Consider the following 22,275-nt stretch of genomic DNA (forward strand, 5'->3'; position numbering starts at 1 on the left):
CGGAGGCTGCGTCGTCGTAGACGTATGAACAGAATCCGGTACGTCGGCCTCGGCCTGCTGGCCGTGGCCAGCCTGTACACAGGTACCTGGGCCTATTTCTCGCCGACGGGGTGGTACGCGAACTTCCCGGGGCTCGCACTGAGCTGGTTGCCCCAGCTGGGGCCCTACAACGAGCACCTCGCCAAGGACGCGGGCGCCATGTTCCTCGCGCTGGCCTGCCTGACCCTCGTCGCGCTGAGCCAGGTGCGGAACACCAGGCTGGTGCAGACGACGGGTGCGGTGTGGCTGGTCCTCAACGTGCTGCACTTCAGCTATCACGTACAGCACCTCGACATGTACGGCACCCGTGACCAGGTACTGAACGTGGTCTTCCTGGCCACGCTCGTCCTGTTGGCGGCCGTGCTGCTGGCGCCGGTGACGGCCCTCTCGGCGCGACGGGGTGACACCAAGTGAAGGAGCGGGACGGTATGCGGATCGCGGTGGCGGGCGGGACCGGGGTGGTCGGCCGGTACGTGGTCGAGGAGCTGGCCGCGGCCGGACAGGAACCGGTGGTGCTGAGCCGCTCGCGGGGCGTGGACCTCCTCGCGGGCGGCGCGGGGCTCGATGCCGCCCTGGAGGGGGTGGACGTGGTCGTCGACGTGAGCAATGTGACGACGACCAGCGCGAAGAAGGCCGTCGGGTTCTTCGACACCGTCGGGCACAACCTGCTCGACTCGGGCGCACGGGCCGGTGTACGGCATCACGTGGTGCTGTCCATCGTCGGCATCGACCGGGTCGGCCTCGGCTACTACCGGGGCAAGCTCCGTCAGGAGGACGTGGTGCAGAACGGCCCGCTGCCGTGGACGGTGCTGCGCGCCACCCAGTTCCACGAGTTCGCCGCGCAGACCCTCGACCGGGTCCCCGGGCCCCTCGCGGTGGTGCCCCGCATGCGGACCCAGCCCATCGCTGCCCGCGAAGTGGCCCGGCACCTGGTCGGACTCGCCCTCGCCCCCGCCCGGGGCATGGCCCCCGATCTCGCCGGGCCGCGCGTCGAGCAACTCGTCGACATGGTGCGCCGGTTGCTCCGGGCCCGGCACCAGCGCCGGCTGCTGCTGCCGGTACGGATGCCGGGCGCGATGGGGGCGGCGATGACCGGGGACGGGCAACTGCCGCTCCCGGGTGGGCCGTTGGGACCGCGTGGCAGCCAGACCTTCGACGAATGGCTCCGACAGCAGGTCGGGCCGCGTTCTGTCCAGGGAGGATGACCGCGCCGTGCCCACCTCGCCACCGCCTTCGCCGCCCGAACCGGGCGACCCCACCCTCGGCTCCCTCATGGCCGAGCGCCGCCGACTGCTCAACCTCGGTTACCGGATGCTCGGTTCGGTGCAGGACGCCGAGGACGTCGTACAGGAGACGTACGCCCGTTGGTACGCCCTGTCGGAAGAGGCGCAGCAGGAGATCGAGGCGCCGCTCGCGTGGCTGACCCGGGTCGCCTCGCGGATCTGCCTCGACCAGCTCGGGTCGGCGCGGGCCCGGCGCGAGCGCTACACCGGGGAGTGGCTGCCCGAGCCGGTCCGGCACAGCGGCACCTGGGCCAGCACGGGCGGCGCGGGCGCGGACGATCCCGCCGACCGGATCACCCTCGACGAGTCGGTCAGCATGGGGATGCTCGTGCTGCTGGACTCGATGACTCCCGCGGAACGCGTCGCCTTCGTCCTGCACGACGTCTTCGGTCTGCCGTTCACCGAGATCGCCGAGACGGTGGGCCGCACCCCGGCCGCCTGCCGCCAGCTCGCCTCGTCCGCCCGCCACCGACTGGCCCGCAAGCCGCCCGGTGCCAGTACGGCCGCGGAGCACCGGCGGGTCGTCTCCGCGTTCCGCGAGGCGTGCGAGACCGGTGACTTCGACGCGCTCGTCGCCCTGCTCGACCCCGACGTCGAGTCGCGCAGCGACGGCGGCGGCAAGGTGCGGGCCGCACTGCGGCCGGTCGTCGGCCGGGACAAGGTGGCCCGTCTCTTCCTCGGCCTCATGCGCCGGGCTCCCGAGATGGAACTCGTCGAGGACGACGTCAACGGCATGCCCGGTGTCGCGGTCCGGATCGCCGGCACGACCTTCGCCGTGCTCGCGGCACAGGTGCGCGACGGGCTGATCACCGACCTGTGGCTGGTGGTCAACCCGGACAAGCTGCGGGCGTGGACGGGGTACGACGACGGTGATGCGGATGCTCTCGACTAGCCGGTGTCCGCTAACCGGACTTCCGGGCGCGCGCGGCCCTCTCCGCGCAACTGCGGGCGACCGTGTCGGCGAAGGTGCGGGCGAGCGGGCTGAGGGCGTCCCAGCGGCGGACGGCCCAGCCGACCGGGAGCGGGGGAAGACCGGGGAGGGGGACGAGGCGGAGCGGGCCGGTGCCGGGTGTCTCCCAGCCGGGCAGGAGGGGAACGACGGCGTGACCGAGGCCGAGTTCGGCCAGCAGGAGTGCTGTGTCCCAGTCGGCGACGCCGGTGTCGGAGCTGCTCCGGACGCCGAGTCCGGCGAAGGCGGCGTCGAGACGGGCACCCGAGGTGGAGTTCGGGGGCAGGCGGATGAGGCTGATGCCGTCGAGTTCGGCGGTGTCGACGCGGGACCGGGCAGCGAGCGGATCGTCGGCGCGGACGGCCAGTACCCAGGGCAGGTCTACGACGGGACGCTGCTCGATACCGCGCACCGGCCCGTCGATCGTGACCCAGGCGAGGTCCAGGTTCCCGGCGGCGAGAGCCTCGAAGCAGTCGCGGCTGGAGGTCTCCGTCCGGAACTCCAGACCCACCCTCGGATAGCGCTGCCGGAAGGCGACGACCGCCTCCGACATGAAGTGCCGCACGGTGGTCCCGCCCGTCGTGACCCGCACCGAGCCGCTGTCGCCGTCGACGAGGTCCCCGAGCCGCCGCATGGCCAGTTCCAGACCGGCGACGCTCTCCGAGGCGGCCTCGCACAGCACCCGCCCCGCCTGGGTGGGCACGACACCTCGCGGCCGGCGCTCCAGAAGGCTCAGGCCGGCCTCCCGCTCCAGCCGCTTCACATGCTGGCTCACCGCCGACTGGGTGCGGCCCAGTTCGCGGGCGACGGCGCTGAGACTTCCCGCCCGGCACACGGCCACGAAGACACGCAGATCCTCCAGAGTCACAACTCCAAGCTACAGCTTGGGTGTTGGCGGAAATCCATAGGATTGACCGGGGTCACGGACTCGACCATGCTCAGTGCAGGGCCCAGGCGGCAACCCGTCCGGCGCCTTCGCCGGGTCCGGACCAGGGCGAAGACACGGACGGGTGCCGACCTCCGACGAGCGACGGATCGCGGGATCGACGGAAGGACGCCGGGTCGTGTCTGACTCTCCTACGTCAACTGGTCATTCCCCCAGTGGTGTTGGTGCTGTTGATGCGGCTGCGGCGCTGCTGCTCCGGCTCGGCGCCGCGGACATCGCGCACCCCGGCGGCACTCTCGTCGCCCACCTCCAACGCGTCCGGGACCGCCTCACCGGATGGGGAGCCCGCCCGGCCCTCCAACTCGCGGGCCTGTGCCACGCCTGCTACGGCACCGACGGATTCCCCACCGCCTTGTTGCCGGTGGACACGGGCCGCGCCGAACTCGCCGAGGCGATCGGCTCGGAGGCGGAAGGGATCGTGCATCTCTACGGGGCGTGCGACAGGAAGGTGACGTATCCCGGTCTCGCGGAGGCCGACGGCGTCTTCCGGGACCGTTTCACCGGCGCCCTCCACTCGCCCGGTCCGCAACTCCGTCGAGACCTCGCCGAACTCACCGTCGCCAACGAACTCGACCTGGCCCGCCACGACTTCGCCTTCCGTGAGCGCTGGGGACCTCAACTCCTTGCTCTCTTCACCCGGTTCGAGCCCCTGCTGAGCCAACCCGCCTGGTCGGACTGTCAGATGGACCTCGCGCCGTGAGGGTCGCCGCGATCCGCGGGGCGGCTCGGGTCGGTCACGTCGGCTGCTGGGCCAGTTTGACGGCCACCGCGTCGAGGACCCATTCCAGGCCGGTCGTGAAGGAGGTCTCGGCGTCCACGTCCGTGCCGTCGTGCACGGCCTTGGCCAGCGCGGGGAAGCGGCCCGTGGCCAGCATCCTCGTCACGTGCGGGCCACGGGCGCGCTGCCAGTCGCGCTTGGACAGGCCCGTGGCGCGCTCGGCCCGCAGGTTCGCGATCTCGCGTCTGATCGCGCCGGTGAAGTAGGCGCTGACGGTCTCCACGGCGCGCATGACGGTGTCGGTGTCGGCGAGACCGTCGAGGGCGGCCAGCGTGGCCTCGGTCACGGCGAGGCCGTTCGGGCCCAGGCTCGGACGGCCGCCGAGCAGGTCGGCCAGCCATTCGTGGCGGAGAGCGGCCCGCCTGGTGCGGTGGGCGAGGTTGCGCAGCGCCTCCCGCCAGTCACCGGGCCGTTCCTCGGGAAGGATCTCGGCCTGGACCTCGTCCACCATGAGGTCGAACAACTCCTCCTTGGTGGCGATGAACCCGTACAGCCGCATCGGACCGGCGTTCAGCCGGGCGGCGACCTTGCGCAACGACACCGCCTCCAGCCCGCCCTCGTCGGCCAGCGCGACAGCCGCGGCGACGATCCGCTCCCGGTCGAGCGGCACGGGCCGGGTCGGCGGCTCCGGACGGTCCCACACAGTCATGGATGCATCGTACTGTTGCGATACATCGCACCGAATCAATACAGTGTATCGACATGAGACATCGCATCGCTGTAGTCGGTGGCGGCCCCGCCGGCCTCACCTTCGCCCGAGTCCTGCACCGCCACGGCCACCCCGTCACCGTCCTCGAACGCGACCCCGCCCCCGACGCCCGTCCCCCGGGCGGCACGCTGGACCTGCACGAGAAGCTGGGCCAACTCGCGCTGGAGAAGGCGGGGTTACTCGCGGAATTCCGGGCGCTCTCGCGTCCCGAGGGTCAGGCCATGCGCATCCTGGACCCGGACGGAACCGTCCTGCGCGACTGGCGGCCCAGCCCGGACGACCTGGCCAATCCCGAGATCGACCGAGGGCAACTCCGTGACCTGCTGCTCGGCCCGCTCGACGTCCGGTGGGGCCGGGGCGTGACGCGGGTGGTGCCGGGGGGCCGGGACGGCGTACTCGTCCATTTCGCGGACGGGCGGCAGGAGACGTACGACCTCGTCGTCGGCGCGGACGGCGCCTGGTCCCGGGTCCGCCCGGCCCTCTCGCCGGTGATGCCGCACTACACCGGCGTCAGCTCGCTGGAGACCTCGCTCGACGACGTCGACACCCGCCACCCCGACCTCGCCCGTCTGATCGGCGACGGTTCCGTGGCCGTGTACGGCGCGAACCGCAGCCTCGTCGCGCAGCGCAACAGCGGCGGCCACGTGAAGGTGTACAGCAAGTTCCGCGCACCGCTGGACTGGCACAAGGACCTGGACCTGGCCGACGCCGAGGCCGTGCGATCGAGCCTGCTGGCCCTGTTCGACGGCTGGTCCGCCCCCGTCCTCGACCTCCTCCGCCGCGGCACCGCCTTCGCCCACCGCCCCTTCCACGTCCTCCCCGTGTCCCACACCTGGCCCCACACCCCCGGGGTGACACTCCTGGGCGACGCCGCCCACCTGATGCCCCCGCTCGGCGTCGGCGCGAACCTCGCGATGCTGGACGGCGCCGAACTCGCCGAGTCCGTCGCCACCGCCCCCGCGGCCTTGGACGAGACCGTCCGCGCCTTCGAGGAACGGATGTGGGCCCGGGCCCACAAATGGGCCGAGCTCACGACGGCCGGCCTGGAACGCCTGGTGAGCCCGGACCCCGCCGAGGCGATCGCGGTCTTCGACGAGGTGCAGTCGTAGTGACCCCCAAGGGTTCCTACTGGCCGCCCAGTCGCTCGTGCAGCGTGTCGAGTGTCGGCCAGGGCGGACCGTCGTGCAGTGCGCGCAGGAGTCCCTCTCCGAACCGCCTCCCGTTCGGAAACTGGTCGCCAAGCTCCCAACGCCACGCGGCGACCATCGCGAGGACGACCTGTCGGCACTCGTCCAGCAGCCCCTGGTCGACGTTCGGGTAGTGCTCCCAGACCGCCTCGGGAACGTGGGCGAGGTCGAACTCGACGGGGCCGCGGCAGCACGTCTCAAGGTCGATGAACATCGGGCCGTCCGTCGTGCTGAGCACATTGCCCGGATGCGGCTCGCCGTGGAGCAGCTGTTCCACGGCGCCGCGGTCGTCGATCGCTCGTCGCAGGCCCGCCAGCCTGCCGCTGAGGAACACGCGTTCCGCCTCGGCGAGCTCCGGCGAGCGAACCGGGTCGGCGACGACCTCTTCCGCCTCCGCGATCCGGTCCGTGAACCTCGGGCTCGGCAGGTTGACCTCGCGCATGCCGGCGTGCAGTTGCTCCAGCGCCTTGGCGTAGTCGACCGGTGCGGTGTGAGGCGACACGGGCTCGTAGTAGGTCCACAGCGTCACCGCGAAGCCGTCGCGCGTGTGCACACGCGGGTCCGCCCGAGGCTCCAGGGGACACACCGGGCATCCGGCCTCGGCGAGCCGCTGGGCGAGCTCGACCTCGAACTGCGCGACCTCTTCCCCCACATGGGCGACCCGGGCAAAGACGTCGCACGGCGTCAACCGCAGGGCCAGCTTGTTCGAGTTGTGCAGAACGGTCGCGCCGTCGGCCGACAGGCCGAGCGATACGGCGACCGAAGTCGCAGCCGTGATCGCACGCGTGACGTCGGTCGTATCCATCCGCGAATCCTGGCACGGATGAACGAGTGGCGTGGCGCACTTTTGCAAGCGGGTGCTTGCAATAGTTAGCAGGGTTGGTGCAACATGGAGGCATGGCAACGCTCAACGTCGGCAATCTTGGTGAGTATCTGCGGGAACAGCGGCGCAACGCGCAGCTGTCCCTGCGGCAGCTCGCCGATGCCGCCGGGGTGTCGAATCCGTATCTGAGCCAGATCGAGCGCGGGCTGCGCAAGCCGAGCGCGGAGGTGTTGCAGCAGGTCGCCAAGGCGCTGCGGATCTCCGCCGAGACGTTGTACGTGCGGGCCGGCATCCTCGACGCCGAGCGGGACCGGGACGAGGTCGAGACACGTGCGGTCATCCTCGCCGATCCCACGCTCACCGAACGGCAGAAGCAGGTGCTGCTTCAGATCTACGAGTCCTTCCGCAAGGAGAACGGATTCGAGATCGCCGACGGGGACGAAGGCGTGGAGAGCGGTCCCGGCGTGAGCGACGGTGCCGACGGCAGCGACGCCGACCCGCGGGAGCAGACGGCCGGTTGACGACGACACAACGCGTTGACGACGACACGGCCCGTCCGCCGAGCGCGGAAGCAACCCAAACCCTCAGCTGATAGCGACCGGGAAGGACCATCACCATGGCCATCACCGATGACCTGCGCAAGACCCTGAGCGACCCCACCCCCCTCTACTTCGCCGCCGGCACCGCCGACCTCGCCCTCCAGCAGGCCAAGAAGGTTCCGGGCCTGGTCGAGCAGCTGCGTGCCGAGGCCCCGGCCCGGATCGACGCCGTGCGCGGCACCGACCCGAAGGCCGTGCAGGAGAAGGCCGCCGCCCGCGCCAAGGAGGCGAGTGCCAAGGCCAAGGAGGCGCAGGAGACCCTCCAGACCAAGGTCAACGAGTTCCTCACCAGCCTCGACGGCGACCTCAAGAAGCTCGGCAGCACGCTCGACGCCGACCTGAAGAAGTTCGGCGAGTCCGCCCAGGACCTCGCGCTGCGCGGCGTGGGCGTCGCCGCCGAGTACGCGGTCAAGGCCCGCGAGGCGTACGAGAAGGTCGCCGAGCACGGCGAGCAGGCCGTGAAGACCTGGCGCGGCGAGGCCGCCGACGAGATCGAGGAGCTGGCCGTCGCGGTCGAGCCCGACCCCGAGCCGGTCGCCAAGCCCGTCGTGGTGAAGGCCGAGGAGTCCGCCCCGGCCCCGGCCGCTGCCGCGCCCGCTCCGGCGAAGAAGCCCGCCGCCAAGAAGGCCCCGGCCCGCAAGACCACCGCGAAGAAGACCACGCCGCCCGCCAAGTGACACGGACGGGTGATCGGTAACGGGTCGGGCACTCCATGAGTGCCCGGCCCGTTCTTCGGGTACCGGCAATCCGGTTGCGGGTACGGTGACCGCGTAGATGACTAGCCGAGTCTGGTGGTGGACGTAGTGCTGATGCAGGGCTTCACAGGGTTCATGTGGCTGTTGAGCACCGCCCTGATCGTGTTCAGCGGCTTCGCGCTCGTCGACGCCGCGACGCGCCGCGAGGACGCCTATCGCGCGGCGGACAAGAAGACCAAGCCGTTCTGGCTGATCATTCTCGGGCTCGCCTTCGTGGTGAACCTCATCTTCAACATCCTGTCGTTCCTGCCGATCATCGGCCTCGTCGCGACGATTGTGTACATGGTCGACGTCCGCCCGGCCCTCCGCGGCCTCCCGGGCGGCGGCCGCAGCCGCCGGGGCGGCTCCAGCAGCGACGGCCCCTACGGCCCGTACAACGGCGGACGCTGAAGTCCTACGGCCAGGCAGCCGGGGTTACGGCGCCCGGTCCAGCAGTACCACCGCCACGTCGTCCGTCAGCTCGCCGCCGTTGAGGTCGCGGACCTCGTTCACCGCCGCCCGGAGCAGTTCCTCGCCCCGCAGGCCCTCCGCGAGCTGGCGGCGGACCATCGCCACCATCCCGTCCTGGCCGAGCCGTTCGCGGCGGCCCTCGCCGACCCGGCCCTCGATCAGACCGTCGGTGTAGAGCATCAGGCTCCACTCCGCGCCCAGCTCCACCTGCATCCGCGGCCAGCGGGCGCCGGGGAGCAGGCCGAGGGCGGGGCCGTTGTTGTCGTAGGGGAGGAGCTCGGCCGGGCGGCCGGGACGGACGAGCAGCGGGGACGGGTGGCCGGCCAGGCACAGGCCGGCGCGGCGGCCGTCGGGGGCGATGTCGACCGTGCAGAGCGTCGCGAAGATCTCGTCGTCGGAGCGCTCGTGCTCCAGGACCTGTTGCAGCGTGCCCAGGAGCTGGTCGCCGCAGAGGCCGGCCAGGGTGAGCGCACGCCAGGCGATGCGGAGTTCCACGCCGAGCGCGGCCTCGTCGGGGCCGTGGCCGCAGACGTCGCCGATCATCGCGTGCACAGTGCCGTCGGGGGTGCGCACGGTGTCGTAGAAGTCGCCGCCGAGCAGTGCGCGGGAGCGGCCGGGGCGGTAGCGGGCGGCGAAGTGCAGCGGGGAGCCGTCGAGGAGGGGCGTGGGCAGCAGGCCGCGTTCGAGGCGGGCGTTCTCCTGGGCGCGCAGCTTGGACTCGGTGAGCTTGCGCTCGGCCCTGTCGGAACGTTTCCGCTCCACCGCGTAGCGGATCGCGCGGCTCAGCAGGCGGCCGTCCAGCTCGTCCCGGAAGAGATAGTCCTGCGCGCCCACCCGGACCGCCTCGGCGCCGCGCTCGGTGTCGCCGGACGCGGTGAGGGCGAGAACGGCGTGGCGGGGCGCGATCCTCAGCACGTGCTTGAGTACGGCCAGCTCGTCGTCGGCGCCCTCCGCGGCCCGGCCGGGGGCGGGCAGCGCGAGGTCGAGCAGGATGCAGTGGACGTCGTCGGTGAGCAGCCGCTCGGCCTCGGTGAGGTTGCGGGCGGTGCGGACCCGGATCGGCTTGCCGGTCGGGTCGAGCAGCTCGGGCACGATCGGCGAGCCGCCGGGGTCGTCCTCGATCATCAGCAGGGTGAGCTGACCGGCGGGACCGCCGGGACCGGCGCGGTGCGCGGCGTCAGCGCCGGTGACCGTGCCGTCGTCGGCCGTGTCCTGCGTGCGCGGGGTCTCCGGGCGCGCGGCTTCCATGCCTTCGGAAGCGCTCCCCGGCGCCTCGCCGGACGTGGCCCCGGGGGTGTCTCCCGAGGTGTTGCCGATCGTCGGCGCGGCCGGCGCCTGACCACTTTCCGCGGCCGGGATCGCTCTCTGCCGCGGTATGGGTGCGGGCATCGTCCTGTTTCCTTCCCTCCCCCCGAGGGCGCGGTGGGGCGAGGGACCTCGACCCACCGACCGGGACCATAGCGGTAGTGGGCGCCGGAAAGGAATGGTGTGAGGCAGGTCGCCCGGCAGGCGGCCACTGTCATATGCCGTGTTCCGTACCGCAGTTGGGCAGGACGGCGGTGGGGCCGGGATGACGAAGGTCACGCCGGGCCGGGGTTTGGGGCGGGTGGTGCGTGTGCTGGGTCACGTGGTCAGGGTCACCGGTCGCAACCACGCCTACCGGACGGGCGAATCACGCATCCGGTCGTACAACACCCAATATCGGCATCGAGCCGGCCCCCGCGATCGTCACCGTACGCCCCGGTCGCGGAGCGTGGATGATCGCGCCGTCGCCGATGTACATCGCGACATGGCTGGCGTCGTCGAAGTAGATGATCAGGTCGCCCGGGCGCATGTCCTTGACGTCCACGTGCGGCAGCTGCTTCCACTGCTCCTGCGAGGTGCGCGGGATCGGGTCGCCGGCGCTCGCCCAGGCCTGTGAGGTCAGCCCCGAGCAGTCGTACGACTTCGGGCCCTCCGCGCCCCACTCGTACGGCTTGCCGAGCTGGGCCGTCGCGTAGGCGACCGCCGCCTTGCCCGCGGCGGACGCCTTGCCGCTGATGTCCTTGAGGACGCCGGAGTCGAGCCAGGCGGTCTGTGACTTCAGCGCGGCCTGCTGCTCCAGCTTGGCCAGGCGTTCCTTCTCCTGCTTCTCCAGCTGGGACTCCAGCTTCTCGGCCGCCGCGATCCGGGTCGTGATCTCCTTCTTGGCGGCGGCCTTCGCCTGGCGGTTCTTCTCCAACTGCTGCCACTGGGTGGAGGCGTCGGCGGTGTACTGCTTCAAGTCCTGCTGGGTGCGGGTCAGTTCGGCGATCAGGCCCTTGGTGGCGCGCTGGCCCTGGAGTATCCGCCCGGCACCGTCCAGGAAGGCCTGCGGGTTGTCGCTCAGTATCAGCTGCGCCTCGTCCGGGAGCCCGCCCGTGCGGTACTGGGAGCGGGCCGCGGCGCCGGCGCGGTCCTTCAACTCGTCCAGTTTCTCCTGGCCCTTGACGATCTTCTTGGCCAGCTCGACGATCTGCGCGGACTGCTTCTGCGCCTGCTCCTCGGCCGCGTTGTAGGCGTCCGTGGCGACGGCGGCGTCGTGATAGAGGTCGTCGAGCTTCGCGCGTACGGCCTCAAGGTCCTTGCTGGTCACGGGGGTCGGGGACGCGGAGGTCGACGGGGTCGGCGTGGGTGCCGGGCTCGCGAAGGCGATGCCGGGTGCCGCCAGCACGGTGACCGCGCAGACGACCGTGACGGCCGTCGTGATCAGGGCTCGCCTGCCCGCTCCCATACCCCTGCCCCCACATCCCGTATCTGATTGACCGTCAGTAACTTACGGACACCTGGGGGATCGTGCCATGTCCGAACAGAAATCGACAGAGGCAGCACTTCCCGTACTTCTCCCCTTTCCTTCCAGGTCATGACCTGCCGTGAACTGCACGACCTGTTGCGGCGATCTCCCGCCCATGTGACGAACGGCCCCCGGAGATCGTTCCCCCGCAGGCCGCCCGTTCACCCGCTCACCCGCGCGCCGCGATTCACCCCGACGGGGCCAAGGCCCCCCATTCCACGGTCGCTTCGCCCTGCCGCCACCGCACCGGGCCGTCCACCACCGGCCAGTCGGCGGCGAGGTCACGCACCGCGCGGATCCAGCGCTGACGGGCGCCGTAGGAGGCGTAGGGCGCGGCGGCGGCCCAGGCGCGGTCGAAGTCGCGGAGGAAGGCGTGCACCGGTTCGCCGGGCACATTGCGGTGGATGAGGGCCTTGGGGAGGCGTTCGGCGAGGTCGGACGGCCGCTCCAGGGAACCGAGCCGCGCCGCGAAGGTGACCGTCCGCGGCCCCTCGGGACCGAGCGCGACCCACACGTGCCGCCGCCCGATCTCGTCGCAGGTCCCTTCGACGAGCAGCCCCCCTCGGGAGAGGCCGGTGGCCGGGGCGAGCCGCCCGCACAGCCGCGCCCAGACCTCGGCGACCTGAGCCTCGTCGTACTGCCGCAGCACGTTCGCCGCGCGGATCAGCGAAGGCCGCTGCGGTACGGGGATCTCGAACCCGCCGTGCCGGAACACCAGCCCCTCCCGCTCGTACGGCCGGGCCGCCGCGACCCGCGCCGGTTCGATCTCCACCCCGACCACACGCGCGTGCGGGGCGACGGAACGGAGCCGCTCCAGCAGCTCCACGGCCGTCCAGGGCGCGGCACCGTACCCGAGATCGACGGCGAGGGGCTCGTCGGCCCGCCGCAGCTCCGCCCCGTGCGTCGCCACGATCCAGCGGTCCATACGGCGCAGCCGGTTGGGGTTGGTCGTCCCGCGGGTCACTGTTCCTACGGGGCGGGCGGCTGCGCGGGCTGTCATGTGTACGAGGGTAGGCGGGTGCGGTCACGGCGAGAGGCGGAGCGGGTGCGGGGCGATCGCGATGCCGACGGGCCGAGGGGCCGGCGGGTCGGTGGATCGCGGTGCCGATGTGCTGACGGCATCCGTGCGCGGTCCAGGCGACGGGTGTACGACGGATCCGCGCCCCCGGCGGGACTGAAGTGGGAGGCTCCGGCCCGGCCGCCCGCCGGGTCAGCGCGAGCCGCGACCTGCCCTGCGGCGCAGCGCCACGACGATGCCGCCCCCGGCCGCGACCAGGGCGGCCGCGGTGCCCGCGAACGCGATGGTCCCGTTGCCGGCACCGGTCTCGGCGAGGTGGGTGCCACCGCCCGCGGGCGACGGGGCGCCGCTCGCCGCGGGCACGGGGCTGCTGCTCTCCAAGGGGGACGGGAACGATGCGGAGGGCGGAGGCGTGGAGGGGGTGGACGACGGCTCCGACGACGTCGAGGGCTGCGCGGAAGCAGACGCAGGGGCGGAGGCGGAGGCGGACGCTGACGCGGAGGCGCCGCACGTCACGTCCGGGACGACGACCATCGGCGTGATGTCGTCGTCGACCTGGTCGCCCGCCTTCACGTGGACCCGGAAAGTTACACCGGCGTACCAGTCGTCGAGCTTGAAGTCGACGCTGACGCCCCCGGCGGTCGGGTGCGCGATGGTCTTGGTGGCGACCAGCCGCTCCTGGTCCGACCCCGTGGGGAAATTCAGTTGCAGCCACAGCTCGATCGTGGCCGGAGTCCCGCTCGCGTCCTTGTCCGTGACGCGGATGACGCCGTTGTCCTGGGCGTCGCAGAGCGGGACCGCGGTGAAGTCGCCGATGCTGCAGGCGAGCGCGGTGTGGGCGGCGGCGAGGGAGAGCGCGACCGCGGCGGTCGAGGTGCCTATGACACGGGCCGCCCTGGCGGCACGGGGGGAGAGGGACACGCTTGTCCTTAGGTCGAAGGGCCCGGGACCACGTCGAAGAGTCCGAGCGCCCGACACGTCTACAAGCCCTGTGACCCCGCTGTCAAAGGTTGTATCGGCGCAGGTCAAGAGGTGGCGAAAGGGTGGTCGGTGACGGCTCTGGGGGAGGTCAAGTGATGGTCATGTGCATGACCGACGACAGCTCGGTGCACCAACTGCCCACGCAGTAACGGCTCGAACGGTTGAGCGACCACCAGTAATGTCCGGGCAAAATCCCCATGCGCCGGAATGAGAATCCCGGCCCCCGGCGTTGCACCCCCTTGGAGGGAGCCCCACACCCTCCCTCAGGCATGCCCGCAGCGAGGAGGAACGCCACGTGAGCCAGTACGTCAGCAGGCTCGGGCGGCGTTCGACGGCCTCGTCCGCCCGGCTGCGGCTGCACCGCAAACCCCGCCGGGTCGCCATGCTCTCCGTGCACACCTCGCCGCTGCACCAGCCCGGCACGGGCGACGCGGGCGGCATGAACGTCTACATCGTGGAGCTCGCGCAGCGCCTCGCCGCGATCAACATCGAGGTGGAGATCTTCACGCGCGCGACCACCGCCGTCCTTCCCCCGACCGTCGAGCTGGCCCCGGGCGTCCTCGTCCGGCATGTCGACGCGGGGCCGTACGAAGGTCTCGCCAAGGAGGAACTGCCCGCCCAGCTCTGCGCGTTCACGCACGGAGTGATGCAGGCGTGGGCCGGTCACCGTCCGGGCTACTACGACCTCGTCCACTCGCACTACTGGCTCTCCGGTCACGTCGGCTGGCTCGCCGCGCAGCGCTGGGGCGTCCCCCTCGTGCACGCGATGCACACCATGGCCAAGGTCAAGAACGCCAACCTGGCCGACGGCGACACCCCCGAGCCCGCCGCCCGTGTCATCGGCGAGACCCAGATCGTCGCCGCCGCCGACCGCCTCATCGCCAACACGGCGGAGGAGGCCGACGAACTCGTACGGCACTACGCGGCCGACCCCGCCAAGGTCGCCGTAGTCCACCCGGGTGTGAACCTCGAACGCTTCCGGCCGGCGGACGGCCGGGCGGCTGCCCGCGCCCGACTCGGGCTCCCGCAGGACGCCCTGATCCCGCTCTTCGCCGGCCGCATCCAGCCCCTCAAGGCGCCGGACGTGCTCCTGCGCGCGGTCGCCGTGCTGCTGGACGAGCGGCCCGAGCTGCGCTCGAACATCGTCGTCCCCGTCGTCGGCGGGCCCAGTGGCAGCGGCCTCGCCAAGCCCGAGGGGCTGCAGAAGCTGGCCGCGCGGCTGGGCATCGCGGATGTCGTGCGGTTCCGGCCGCCGGTCGGGCAGGAGCAGCTCGCGGACTGGTTCCGGGCCGCGTCCGTGCTGGTCATGCCGTCGTACAGCGAGTCCTTCGGACTGGTCGCCATAGAGGCGCAGGCGGCCGGTACGCCGGTGCTCGCGGCCTCGGTCGGCGGGCTCCCGGTGGCGGTGCGCGACGGTGAGACCGGCTTCCTGGTCCAGGGTCACGACCCCGCCGCCTACGCGCGCGTGCTGCGCACCCTCGCCGACGACCCGCACCTCGCGCCCCGCATGGGCGAGGCCGCCGCCCGGCACGCGCAGTGCTTCGGCTGGGACACGGCTGCCGCCGCCACCGCGGACGTGTACGCGGCCGCGGCCCAGGCCCACCGCCGTCACGTACGCTCGCACCATGGGTGAGAAAGCGGACCAGGACCGGGCGGCGCAGGTCATCGAGGCATTCCTCAAGGGCGCCGAACTCGACTGGGAGAGCCCGGAGTCGGGCACGTTCGTGGTGCAACTCCCAGGCACCCGCAAGCTGTCGACGACCGTCTCCCTCCTCGTCGGCCGCCACTCCCTCTCGCTCAACGCCTTCGTCATCCGTCACCCCGACGAGAACGAGACGGGCGTCCACCGCTGGCTCCTGGAGCGCAACCTCAAGCTGTACGGCGTGAGTTACGCCGTCGATCAGCTCGGTGACGTGTACGTCACCGGCCGCCTCCCGCTGTCCGCCGTCACCGAGGCCGAGGTCGACCGCCTCCTCGGCCAGGTCCTGGAGGCCGCCGACGGCAGCTTCAACACCCTCCTGGAACTGGGCTTCTCCTCCGCGATCCGCAAGGAGTACGCGTGGCGGGTGTCGCGCGGGGAGTCCACGCGGAATCTCGACGCGTTCACTCATCTGACCCAGAGGCCGACCGACTGATCGCAGCCCAACCCCTTCCTTATCGAAGGGGCTCCGTGGCATGCTCACCGCCAGCACATTTATGAACGTCGTTCACATCGATGAATAGTCGCATGGGGGGACGTACGTATATGAGCCACCCCCGTCACAGCCGTCTCACCAGACGAACCCTGCTCGGAAGCACGCTGGCCCTGGCGGTCCCCCTGCCGAAACCGGGACCCGCGGGCCCCCGGGGCGAAGTCCCCTCCCTTTGGCGGGAGTTCACCCGCACCCCCTTCACCCACCCGCAGATCCCCTACATCGGCGCCGCGGGCGCCAGGCGCCGCCCCCGCCCCACCCGGGTGTTCGACGTCCTCCGCTACGGCGCCGCCGGGGGAGGTCGGCACCACCGACTCCGCCCCCGCGATCAGGGCGAAGGCCTGGCCCTTCGAGGGCTGGACCGGCAGCAGGCGTGACGAATGGCGGCAGTTGACGACCGTCGAACCCGCCCGGCAGGGCGAGTGGACGGTGCGGGTCGCGGACGCCTCGCAACTCAGGCCTGGCACCCTGGTGTTGCTCCGCCTCGCCGACGACACCGCCCACACCCTCCTCCGGCACTTGGCGGGCGGCGGCCCCGGTCCCGAGGCGTACTACTGGGACGACAAGACGAAGCTCCTGTCGTACGTCCCCTACGAATGGCCCGTCCGCATCGCCCACGTGGACGGCCGCAGGGTGACTCTCGAACGCCCCCTGCCCCTCGATCTCCGCCCCGAGTGGAACCCCCAATTCACCACTCATGTGGAGGAGTTGACGGGGTCGGGCGTCGAAGGCCTCACCCTGGAGGCGGTCGAGACCCCGCAGCAGCCGCACCTCCTCGACAAGGGCTGCAACGGGGTCGTCCTCCAATGCGCCTACGACTGCCGGGTGGACGACGTGACGGTCCGTCATGTGGACAACGGCTTCGGCCTGGTGGCGGCCTCGGCCTGCACCCTGCGCGGTACGACGGTCGCGGGCCGCGGCTCCCACCACCCCTACTTCTGCCGCGAGGGCTCGCACGACAACCTCATCGAGGGCTTCACGATCGAGGAGCGCACCGTCCCGGCCCCGCCCAACACCCAGCTCCACGGCATCAACGTCGAGGGCCTGTCCTCCTACAACGTCTGGTCGCGCGGCGACATGCGCATGGGCACCTTCGACAGCCACCGCGGCCTGCCCATCGCCAACATCCGCACCGACATCACGGTCGACAACAACGGCCGCCACGGCGGCGACGCCAACGCCGGCCCGCTCTTCGGCGCCCGCTTCACCCACTGGAACATCCGCGTCACCAACGGCCGCGCCGGCCTGATGAAGATCGACCAACTGGCCCCGTACAGCGCCACGGTGGGCCTGAACACGGTCACCGAGTTCGACCAGTCCGACGTCCCCGGCTTCACCGGCGACCCGCACTCACGCCTGGAGCTCTACGGCACGACGGACGCCGTACGGCCGCGGAACCTGTACGAGGCACAGCGGGAGCTGTGACTTACGAGCGCCGCACGGCTCCGTGCCTCAGGCGCGCCACAGGGTGTCGTAGCCGATGAAGTCGAACATGCGCTGTCCGGGCGGGAGTCGGCGGTTCTCACCGGTGAAGCGGTGGGCACCCACGGACGCGGTGAGCGCGGGATCGGAGACCCACAGCCGTTCGAAGCCGCGCTCCTCCAGCCAGGCGCAGATCCGCGGGACGAGGTCCGGGGCCTTGCGGTTGCGGGTCCAGACGACCGTGCCCCCGGTCCGGCACAACGCGGTGCAGTGGTCCAGGAGACGTTCGACGTCAGGGTCGGTGATGTTGCCGAGGACACCGCACAGCAGGACGAGGTCGGCGGGTGCGAGGTCGGCGTACTGGTCCGTCAACGAGGCGTCCCCGGCGACGACTTCGACCCCGGGGAGGCCGGCGGCCCGGGCGGCCTCCGTCGCGTGGGCGACGTTGCGTTCGTCCAACTCGACCAGCCGGGCGCGGACTTCGGTCCCGCGCGGATGGTCCGCCAGTACGCCGATCAGGTCGCGACCCTGTCCGGCGCAGAGGCTGATCGCGGAGAGCGGGCCCGCCGGGGCGGTGTCGAGGGCGTACCGGATTCGCTCCTGGACGCGAGCGAGGCGCTCGCTGAGGTAGGAGTCGGGGGAGTCGTAGGCGTCGTGCCACTCGTGCCAGTCCATGCCGCGAAACTAACCGCGGTGCTGGTCCCTGTCGCGTGAATAACGCCCCGGCGTGACCCCCACCAACTTCCGGAAATGGCGGGTGAGATGGGACTGGTCGTAGAAGCCGGTCGCCGCCGCCACCTCGCCCGGCGGGCGGCCGTCGAGGAGGAGCCGGCGGGCGCGGTCGACGCGGCGGGACATCAGGTACTGGTGCGGTGCGATGCCGTAGGCGCCGCTGAACGCCCGTACCAGATGGGCGGGATGGGCGTGCACGAGCCGCGAGGCCTCGTCCAGCGCGATGCCCTCGGTGACACGCTCGTCGAGGAGTTCGCGCAGGGTGCGGGCGAGGGCGGGGTCCCCGGTGGGGGCGGGGGCGGACGGCCGTAGGTGGGCGTGCAGCCGTTCGGCGATGAGCGTCAGGCGGCTCTCCGCCTCCAGTTCGTCACCGGGGTGGTCGAGCACGGTGTGCAACTGGCCCACGCGCAGCCGGAGTCGGGGGTCGCGGAGGTCGGGACGGTCGACGGCGGACCCGATCAGGCCGTCCGGGAGGTGGGTGCCGTCGAGATAGAGGACCCGCTTGCGGAAGCCGTGCGGGGTGGCGGGGGAGCCGTTGTGCGGGACATGCGGCGGGAGCAGGGACACCGTGTCGTGCGGGGTGCCGTGCTCGTGCCGGTCGAGGTCGTACCGTACGGCACCGTCGTCCACGATCAGCAGCGTCCACGCCTCGTGCACATGCATCGGGTAGGAGTACTCGGTGAAGTGGGCGTGGAAGACCTCGACGACACCGGGGATGCGGGGCCGCCACGCGGAGACTTCCTGCTCGGGGCGGGCAGGGCCGTGGTGCGGGGCCATGCAAAGAACGTACAAGACGGGGGCGCGGGGCGGTCGGCAGTCTCGGTGCATGAGCACTGACATGACCACTGAGGCGATCACCGAACCGATGCGCTTCGACACGAAGATCGCCGTCCTGCTGCGGGACGACCTGGAGCCCTGGCAGCGGCTGAACGTCACATCCTTCCTGGTCAGCGGTCTGGGCACGCAGATCCCCGAGGTGATCGGGGAGCCGTACGAGGACGCCGACGGGGTCGGATATCTGCCGATGTTCCGGCAGCCGGTGATGGTCTTCGAGGCCACGAAGGAGGTCCTGGTGGCGGCCCACGGCCGGGTCCTGTCCCGGGCCCTGCCACGCGCGGTCTTCACGTCCGACCTGTTCGGTACCGGCAACGACCGGGACAACCGGGCAGCGGTAAGGGCTGTCCCCACGGCCGGGCTGGATGTGGTGGGGCTGGCGGTGTACGGGCCGCGGAACGGGGTCGACAAGGTGGTGAAGGGGGCGCGGATGCATCCGTGACGCCGGCCGTGACGCCATCCATGACCGAATCTGCACAGGGCGTGCGCAACCGCGGGGCGGGTGGGGCCCGTTGGGGCCGAGTTGTCCGGTTCGAACCGGCCGCCGTACTGTCCGTCAGCCCGCTGTGCGCCGCCGCGTGTAGAGAACCCGGACCCAATTCGTGTGCACACTCACACGGTTCGGTCGCCGCCGGGTTCAACTGCCCTGCGGGGAGCGGGTTCGGACTGGCTGCCCCGCACGTCGCGTGGTTTGATCCTGCGCATCGCGGCCCGCAGCCCGTCCCCAGCGGGACCGCATCCCCATGTGGACCACCACGCGAAGGGCAGCTTCCCCATGAACTCCGCTCCCCAGGTTCAGACCCTTGAGATCTCCGACACCGAGCTCGACACAGTCTCCGGCGGCGTGAGCCCGCAGGTCAGCGTCAGCGTCGGCTCGACGACCCTCAGCAGTGCTGACCTCCTCGCCGAGGTCGACTCGGCCAAGGCAACTGTCCTGGGCACCCTCGGCGGCACCCTCGGTGCGCTCCCCCACAGCGTCGGCGTGAACGTCGGCTACTGACCGGCGCCTGTCGGCGGTCATCGCAGCACGACGGTGAGCCCCCTACCCGCAGAAGACGTGCGGGTAGGGGGCTCACCGTCGGGTACGCCGCCGTCGGGAAGGTGACGGCGTGGCCGTGTCGTCGCAGGGCCGTCAGGCCGCGCTGACCTCCGGTGCCGCCACGGCGGCAGAGGACTCGGGGGCTGCCGTCTCGTTCGCCGGGAGCCGCCGCATCAGCGCCCCGTACCCCACCGCCGCCCCCGTCCCCACGACCGCGCACAACCCCCACAGCCACTCCGCGCCGAAGCGGTCGATGACGAAGCCGGACATCAGCGGGGCGACGAGCGCGGCGACGGCCCACGACAGGGTGTACATGCCCTGGTAGCGCCCGCGTCCCTGGACCGGGGAGAGGCGGACCACGAGGCCCGTCTGCGTAGGGGCGTTGATCATCTCGCCCAGGGTCCACACGCACACCGTGAGGGCGAAGACACCGACCGAGCCGGCGAACGCGGTGAGCCCGAAGCCGTAGCCCGCGAGGAGCGAGGAGACGACCAACAGCCGCTTGGCGTCGCGGTGTTCGATGAGGCGGGTGACCGGGATCTGGAGGGCGACGATGAGGAAGCCGTTGACGGCGATCGCGGTGCCGTAGTCGGCGGGGGTGAAGCCGGCCTCGCCCATCGCGACCGGCAGTCCGACCGAGCCCTGCTGGAAGACGAGCGCGACGAGGAAGGACAGTCCTACGACGCTCATGAACCGCCCGTCGCGCAGTACGGTCCCGAGGCCCACCGGGTCCACGGACTTCTTGCCGTCGTCGTTTGTGGCGACCGTGGGCCGGGACTCGGGCAGCTTCAGGAAGACGACGACCGCGCAGGCCGCCGTCATCCCCGCCTCCAGCAGGAAGCCGGCGCGGTAGCTGACCTCGGCGATGAACCCGGCGGCCATGGAGGAGATCGCGAAGCCGAGGTTGATCGCCCAGTAGTTCAAGGAGAACGCGCGGACGCGGTCCTCGGGCCGCACGATGTCGGCCATCATCGCCTGCACCGCGGGCCGGGACGCGTTGCTCGCCATCCCGACGAGGAAGGCGACACCCGCGATGGCGAGGGGGTCGTGCATGAAGCCGAGCAGTGCCACGGCCGCCGCGGTCGAGGACTGGGCGATGAGGAGGGTGGGGCGGCGGCCCAGCCGGTCGGTCATCACGCCCGCGCCGACGGACGAGACGACCCCGCCGAGCCCGTGCAGCGAGGCGACGAGACCGGCGTAGGTCGCGGAGTAGCCGCGGTCGAGGGTCAGATACAGGGCCATGAAGGTCGAGACGAACGCCCCGAGCCGGTTGACGAGGGTGCTGGTCCACAGCCACCAGAACTCGCGAGGCAGACCGGAGACGGTTTCCCGGGCGGCACGTCTCAGAGCGGCGAGTGACATGGATCGATCCCCCACGGTCGGACAGGTGTAAGTGGCCAAGGCGGCGATCACAACTTACGAAGGGGGAGGGTCGGCGGACCACTCAATTAACAGAAGCCGTCAACTGTCGGACCGGGAGGCGGGCACCCGACCGTGGCCCGAATGCGTGGATTACGCTCTGGGGCATGGCCGACGCACCGTACAAGCTGATCCTCCTCCGCCACGGCGAGAGCGAGTGGAACGCGAAGAACCTGTTCACCGGCTGGGTGGACGTCAACCTGAACGCGAAGGGCGAGAACGAGGCAGTCCGCGGTGGCGAGCTCCTGAAGGACGCCGACCTCCTCCCCGACGTCGTTCACACGTCCCTCCAGAAGCGCGCGATCCGCACGGCGCAACTCGCCCTCGAATCCGCGGACCGCCACTGGATCCCGGTCCACCGCAGCTGGCGCCTGAACGAGCGCCACTACGGCGCCCTCCAGGGCAAGGACAAGGCGCAGACCCTCGCGGAGTTCGGCGAGGAGCAGTTCATGCTGTGGCGCCGCTCCTACGACACCCCGCCGCCGCCCCTCGAGGACGGCACGGAGTTCTCCCAGTCCGCGGACCCGCGCTACGCCTCCATCCCCCCGGAGCTGCGCCCCCGCACGGAGTGCCTGAAGGACGTCGTCGTCCGCATGCTCCCCTACTGGTACGACGGCATCGTCCCCGACCTCCTCGCAGGCCGCACGGTCCTCGTCGCCGCCCACGGCAACTCACTCCGCGCCCTCGTCAAGCACCTCGACGGCATCTCCGACGCCGACATCGCGGGCCTGAACATCCCGACGGGCATCCCGCTGTCGTACGAACTCGACGCATCCTTCAAGCCGCTCAACCCCGGCGGCACCTACCTCGACCCGGCCGCGGCCGCGGCGGCGATCGAGGCGGTCAAGAATCAGGGCAAGAAGAAGTAGCCCGTACTGCCTGCTCGACCAAGCCCCCTGCCTGCGGATTCTTCGCAGGCAGGGGGCTTGTTGCGGTGAAGGCGTCGGGTGATGTCTCGACGGCCTCGCATTCGAGTGTGCCGAAGCGCAGGGAGCGGGTCCGACGTGAAGCGTGCCAACCAGGGTGCTGCTCATGACCACTTCTCCTGATCACGTCAACAGCAGAGAAGACCTGTTTGCCTTCGTCGTGGCCCTCCAGCACAGCTTCACCGAGGAGGGCCACACATGGGAGAACGAGGACCTCGGGCGTTTCCTGGAGGCGCTGGCAGCGTGGATCAACGACGCGGACGGCTGGTACAGCAACTTCGGCCGTACTCTGCCCGAAGGCGGTGACTGGAGCTTCTTCGCACGAGCCCTGGGAGCCGCGAGGAACTACGAGTAGTAGCGGAACCAACTCGGCAGCCCACCC

At 71.2% G+C, this 22,275-nt stretch carries 24 protein-coding genes and 1 pseudogene; 15 read left to right on the forward strand and 10 right to left on the reverse strand.

The window, feature by feature from the left end:
* The first annotated feature begins 24 nt into the window (after positions 1-24).
* The 3 genes from AB0I51_RS35240 (at position 25) to sigJ (ending at position 2,214) form a co-directional block, all read left to right on the forward strand.
* Complete coding sequence (locus tag AB0I51_RS35240) at positions 25-453, forward strand: hypothetical protein (protein WP_362982319.1); 429 nt, start codon at positions 25-27, stop codon at positions 451-453.
* Positions 454-467: 14 nt separating this feature from the next.
* Entirely contained in the window at positions 468-1,244 is a 777-nt protein-coding gene (locus AB0I51_RS35245) for an NAD(P)H-binding protein (RefSeq protein ID WP_362982321.1), read from the forward strand.
* Positions 1,245-1,311: 67 nt separating this feature from the next.
* Positions 1,312-2,214, forward strand: a complete 903-nt coding sequence (gene sigJ / locus AB0I51_RS35250; protein WP_362982380.1) for an RNA polymerase sigma factor SigJ — start codon at positions 1,312-1,314, stop codon at positions 2,212-2,214.
* A gap of 10 nt (positions 2,215-2,224) precedes the next feature.
* On the opposite strand, the gene AB0I51_RS35255 is transcribed toward sigJ, so the two are convergent.
* Positions 2,225-3,139 carry a LysR family transcriptional regulator gene (locus AB0I51_RS35255; protein WP_362982323.1) on the reverse strand — a complete coding sequence of 305 codons (915 nt, stop codon included), beginning with the start codon at positions 3,137-3,139 and terminating at the stop codon, positions 2,225-2,227.
* 196 nt (positions 3,140-3,335) lie between these two features.
* Here AB0I51_RS35255 and AB0I51_RS35260 point away from each other — a divergent pair, with 196 nt between their 5' ends.
* Positions 3,336-3,917 (forward strand): DUF6817 domain-containing protein, encoded by a 582-nt coding sequence (locus AB0I51_RS35260; RefSeq protein ID WP_362982325.1) that lies wholly within the window; start codon positions 3,336-3,338, stop codon positions 3,915-3,917.
* A gap of 34 nt (positions 3,918-3,951) precedes the next feature.
* Here the strand turns inward: AB0I51_RS35260 and AB0I51_RS35265 are convergent, their stop codons facing one another.
* Positions 3,952-4,644 carry a TetR/AcrR family transcriptional regulator C-terminal domain-containing protein gene (locus tag AB0I51_RS35265; RefSeq protein WP_362982327.1) on the reverse strand — a complete coding sequence of 231 codons (693 nt, stop codon included), beginning with the start codon at positions 4,642-4,644 and terminating at the stop codon, positions 3,952-3,954.
* 53 nt (positions 4,645-4,697) lie between these two features.
* Between AB0I51_RS35265 and AB0I51_RS35270 the strand changes: the two genes are divergently transcribed.
* The gene (locus AB0I51_RS35270) at positions 4,698-5,813 is read left to right on the forward strand and encodes an NAD(P)/FAD-dependent oxidoreductase (protein ID WP_362982329.1); all 1,116 of its coding nucleotides are present in this window, start codon (positions 4,698-4,700) and stop codon (positions 5,811-5,813) included.
* Between the two features lie 16 nt (positions 5,814-5,829).
* Here the strand turns inward: AB0I51_RS35270 and AB0I51_RS35275 are convergent, their stop codons facing one another.
* Positions 5,830-6,696, reverse strand: a complete 867-nt coding sequence (locus tag AB0I51_RS35275; RefSeq protein WP_362982331.1) for an aminoglycoside phosphotransferase family protein — start codon at positions 6,694-6,696, stop codon at positions 5,830-5,832.
* A gap of 92 nt (positions 6,697-6,788) precedes the next feature.
* Between AB0I51_RS35275 and AB0I51_RS35280 the strand changes: the two genes are divergently transcribed.
* The 3 genes from AB0I51_RS35280 (at position 6,789) to AB0I51_RS35290 (ending at position 8,458) form a co-directional block, all read left to right on the forward strand.
* On the forward strand, positions 6,789-7,235 hold the full coding sequence (locus AB0I51_RS35280; protein WP_362982333.1) for a helix-turn-helix transcriptional regulator: 447 nt from the start codon (positions 6,789-6,791) through the stop codon (positions 7,233-7,235).
* A gap of 95 nt (positions 7,236-7,330) precedes the next feature.
* Entirely contained in the window at positions 7,331-7,990 is a 660-nt protein-coding gene (locus tag AB0I51_RS35285) for a hypothetical protein (protein ID WP_362982335.1), read from the forward strand.
* Between the two features lie 132 nt (positions 7,991-8,122).
* The gene (locus AB0I51_RS35290) at positions 8,123-8,458 is read left to right on the forward strand and encodes a DUF2516 family protein (protein ID WP_078532710.1); all 336 of its coding nucleotides are present in this window, start codon (positions 8,123-8,125) and stop codon (positions 8,456-8,458) included.
* Between the two features lie 24 nt (positions 8,459-8,482).
* On the opposite strand, the gene AB0I51_RS35295 is transcribed toward AB0I51_RS35290, so the two are convergent.
* The 4 genes from AB0I51_RS35295 to AB0I51_RS35310 form a co-directional block, all read right to left on the reverse strand.
* Complete coding sequence (locus AB0I51_RS35295; protein ID WP_362982337.1) at positions 8,483-9,907, reverse strand: SpoIIE family protein phosphatase; 1,425 nt, start codon at positions 9,905-9,907, stop codon at positions 8,483-8,485.
* Positions 9,908-10,190: 283 nt separating this feature from the next.
* Positions 10,191-11,270, reverse strand: coding sequence for an NlpC/P60 family protein (locus AB0I51_RS35300; protein ID WP_362982339.1), 1,080 nt, complete (start codon positions 11,268-11,270; stop codon positions 10,191-10,193).
* 247 nt (positions 11,271-11,517) lie between these two features.
* The gene (locus tag AB0I51_RS35305) at positions 11,518-12,330 is read right to left on the reverse strand and encodes a class I SAM-dependent methyltransferase (protein WP_362982341.1); all 813 of its coding nucleotides are present in this window, start codon (positions 12,328-12,330) and stop codon (positions 11,518-11,520) included.
* Between the two features lie 210 nt (positions 12,331-12,540).
* Positions 12,541-13,269, reverse strand: coding sequence for an LAETG motif-containing sortase-dependent surface protein (locus AB0I51_RS35310; protein ID WP_362982343.1), 729 nt, complete (start codon positions 13,267-13,269; stop codon positions 12,541-12,543).
* Positions 13,270-13,624: 355 nt separating this feature from the next.
* Between AB0I51_RS35310 and mshA the strand changes: the two genes are divergently transcribed.
* The 3 genes and pseudogenes from mshA to AB0I51_RS35325 all read left to right on the forward strand — a co-directional run bounded on the left by mshA (position 13,625) and on the right by AB0I51_RS35325 (position 16,946).
* A complete protein-coding gene (gene mshA, locus AB0I51_RS35315; protein ID WP_362982345.1) occupies positions 13,625-14,962 on the forward strand; it encodes a D-inositol-3-phosphate glycosyltransferase in 1,338 nt (445 codons plus the stop codon).
* Positions 14,955-15,464 carry a YbjN domain-containing protein gene (locus tag AB0I51_RS35320; RefSeq protein ID WP_362982347.1) on the forward strand — a complete coding sequence of 170 codons (510 nt, stop codon included), beginning with the start codon at positions 14,955-14,957 and terminating at the stop codon, positions 15,462-15,464. Before mshA ends, AB0I51_RS35320 begins: the two co-directional genes overlap by 8 nt.
* A gap of 110 nt (positions 15,465-15,574) precedes the next feature.
* Positions 15,575-16,946 (forward strand): annotated as a pseudogene (locus AB0I51_RS35325) (hypothetical protein).
* A 27-nt stretch (positions 16,947-16,973) separates the two neighbouring features.
* Here the strand turns inward: AB0I51_RS35325 and AB0I51_RS35330 are convergent.
* Positions 16,974-17,618 carry a class I SAM-dependent methyltransferase gene (locus AB0I51_RS35330; RefSeq protein WP_362982349.1) on the reverse strand — a complete coding sequence of 215 codons (645 nt, stop codon included), beginning with the start codon at positions 17,616-17,618 and terminating at the stop codon, positions 16,974-16,976.
* A 9-nt stretch (positions 17,619-17,627) separates the two neighbouring features.
* Positions 17,628-18,452 carry an AraC family transcriptional regulator gene (locus AB0I51_RS35335; protein ID WP_362982351.1) on the reverse strand — a complete coding sequence of 275 codons (825 nt, stop codon included), beginning with the start codon at positions 18,450-18,452 and terminating at the stop codon, positions 17,628-17,630.
* Positions 18,453-18,501: 49 nt separating this feature from the next.
* Between AB0I51_RS35335 and AB0I51_RS35340 the strand changes: the two genes are divergently transcribed.
* Together AB0I51_RS35340 and AB0I51_RS35345 are read left to right on the forward strand one after the other, a co-directional pair.
* Positions 18,502-18,951: a DUF2000 domain-containing protein gene (locus AB0I51_RS35340; RefSeq protein ID WP_362982353.1), complete on the forward strand. Its 450-nt coding sequence runs from the start codon at positions 18,502-18,504 to the stop codon at positions 18,949-18,951.
* Positions 18,952-19,284: 333 nt separating this feature from the next.
* Positions 19,285-19,509 carry a hypothetical protein gene (locus tag AB0I51_RS35345; RefSeq protein WP_362982355.1) on the forward strand — a complete coding sequence of 75 codons (225 nt, stop codon included), beginning with the start codon at positions 19,285-19,287 and terminating at the stop codon, positions 19,507-19,509.
* 132 nt (positions 19,510-19,641) lie between these two features.
* Here the strand turns inward: AB0I51_RS35345 and AB0I51_RS35350 are convergent, their stop codons facing one another.
* Positions 19,642-20,910 carry an MFS transporter gene (locus AB0I51_RS35350; RefSeq protein ID WP_362982357.1) on the reverse strand — a complete coding sequence of 423 codons (1,269 nt, stop codon included), beginning with the start codon at positions 20,908-20,910 and terminating at the stop codon, positions 19,642-19,644.
* 164 nt (positions 20,911-21,074) lie between these two features.
* Here AB0I51_RS35350 and AB0I51_RS35355 point away from each other — a divergent pair, with 164 nt between their 5' ends.
* Positions 21,075-21,836: a phosphoglyceromutase gene (locus tag AB0I51_RS35355; protein WP_362982359.1), complete on the forward strand. Its 762-nt coding sequence runs from the start codon at positions 21,075-21,077 to the stop codon at positions 21,834-21,836.
* 163 nt (positions 21,837-21,999) lie between these two features.
* A complete protein-coding gene (locus AB0I51_RS35360; protein ID WP_362982361.1) occupies positions 22,000-22,248 on the forward strand; it encodes a hypothetical protein in 249 nt (82 codons plus the stop codon).
* Positions 22,249-22,275: the final 27 nt, after the last annotated feature.

The sequence above is a fragment of the Streptomyces sp. NPDC050549 genome, from assembly GCF_040655035.1.
Classification (GTDB): Bacteria; Actinomycetota; Actinomycetes; order Streptomycetales; family Streptomycetaceae; genus Streptomyces.

Excerpts from the sequence above, each read along its gene's own strand:
- AB0I51_RS35345 (WP_362982355.1), top strand. The coding sequence starts at position 19,285 with ATGAACTCCGCTCCCCAGGTTCAGACCCTTGAGATCTCCGACACCGAG.
- AB0I51_RS35340 (WP_362982353.1), top strand. The coding sequence starts at position 18,502 with ATGAGCACTGACATGACCACTGAGGCGATCACCGAACCGATGCGCTTC.
- AB0I51_RS35295 (WP_362982337.1), bottom strand. The coding sequence starts at position 9,907 with ATGCCCGCACCCATACCGCGGCAGAGAGCGATCCCGGCCGCGGAAAGT.
- AB0I51_RS35330 (WP_362982349.1), bottom strand. The coding sequence starts at position 17,618 with ATGGACTGGCACGAGTGGCACGACGCCTACGACTCCCCCGACTCCTAC.
- AB0I51_RS35335 (WP_362982351.1), bottom strand. The coding sequence starts at position 18,452 with ATGGCCCCGCACCACGGCCCTGCCCGCCCCGAGCAGGAAGTCTCCGCG.
- AB0I51_RS35350 (WP_362982357.1), bottom strand. The coding sequence starts at position 20,910 with ATGTCACTCGCCGCTCTGAGACGTGCCGCCCGGGAAACCGTCTCCGGT.
- AB0I51_RS35270 (WP_362982329.1), top strand. The coding sequence starts at position 4,698 with ATGAGACATCGCATCGCTGTAGTCGGTGGCGGCCCCGCCGGCCTCACC.
- AB0I51_RS35275 (WP_362982331.1), bottom strand. The coding sequence starts at position 6,696 with ATGGATACGACCGACGTCACGCGTGCGATCACGGCTGCGACTTCGGTC.
- AB0I51_RS35320 (WP_362982347.1), top strand. The coding sequence starts at position 14,955 with ATGGGTGAGAAAGCGGACCAGGACCGGGCGGCGCAGGTCATCGAGGCA.
- AB0I51_RS35245 (WP_362982321.1), top strand. The coding sequence starts at position 468 with ATGCGGATCGCGGTGGCGGGCGGGACCGGGGTGGTCGGCCGGTACGTG.
- AB0I51_RS35355 (WP_362982359.1), top strand. The coding sequence starts at position 21,075 with ATGGCCGACGCACCGTACAAGCTGATCCTCCTCCGCCACGGCGAGAGC.
- AB0I51_RS35240 (WP_362982319.1), top strand. The coding sequence starts at position 25 with ATGAACAGAATCCGGTACGTCGGCCTCGGCCTGCTGGCCGTGGCCAGC.
- AB0I51_RS35280 (WP_362982333.1), top strand. The coding sequence starts at position 6,789 with ATGGCAACGCTCAACGTCGGCAATCTTGGTGAGTATCTGCGGGAACAG.
- AB0I51_RS35265 (WP_362982327.1), bottom strand. The coding sequence starts at position 4,644 with ATGACTGTGTGGGACCGTCCGGAGCCGCCGACCCGGCCCGTGCCGCTC.
- AB0I51_RS35300 (WP_362982339.1), bottom strand. The coding sequence starts at position 11,270 with ATGGGAGCGGGCAGGCGAGCCCTGATCACGACGGCCGTCACGGTCGTC.
- AB0I51_RS35290 (WP_078532710.1), top strand. The coding sequence starts at position 8,123 with ATGCAGGGCTTCACAGGGTTCATGTGGCTGTTGAGCACCGCCCTGATC.
- AB0I51_RS35285 (WP_362982335.1), top strand. The coding sequence starts at position 7,331 with ATGGCCATCACCGATGACCTGCGCAAGACCCTGAGCGACCCCACCCCC.
- AB0I51_RS35360 (WP_362982361.1), top strand. The coding sequence starts at position 22,000 with ATGACCACTTCTCCTGATCACGTCAACAGCAGAGAAGACCTGTTTGCC.
- AB0I51_RS35305 (WP_362982341.1), bottom strand. The coding sequence starts at position 12,330 with ATGACAGCCCGCGCAGCCGCCCGCCCCGTAGGAACAGTGACCCGCGGG.
- sigJ (WP_362982380.1), top strand. The coding sequence starts at position 1,312 with ATGGCCGAGCGCCGCCGACTGCTCAACCTCGGTTACCGGATGCTCGGT.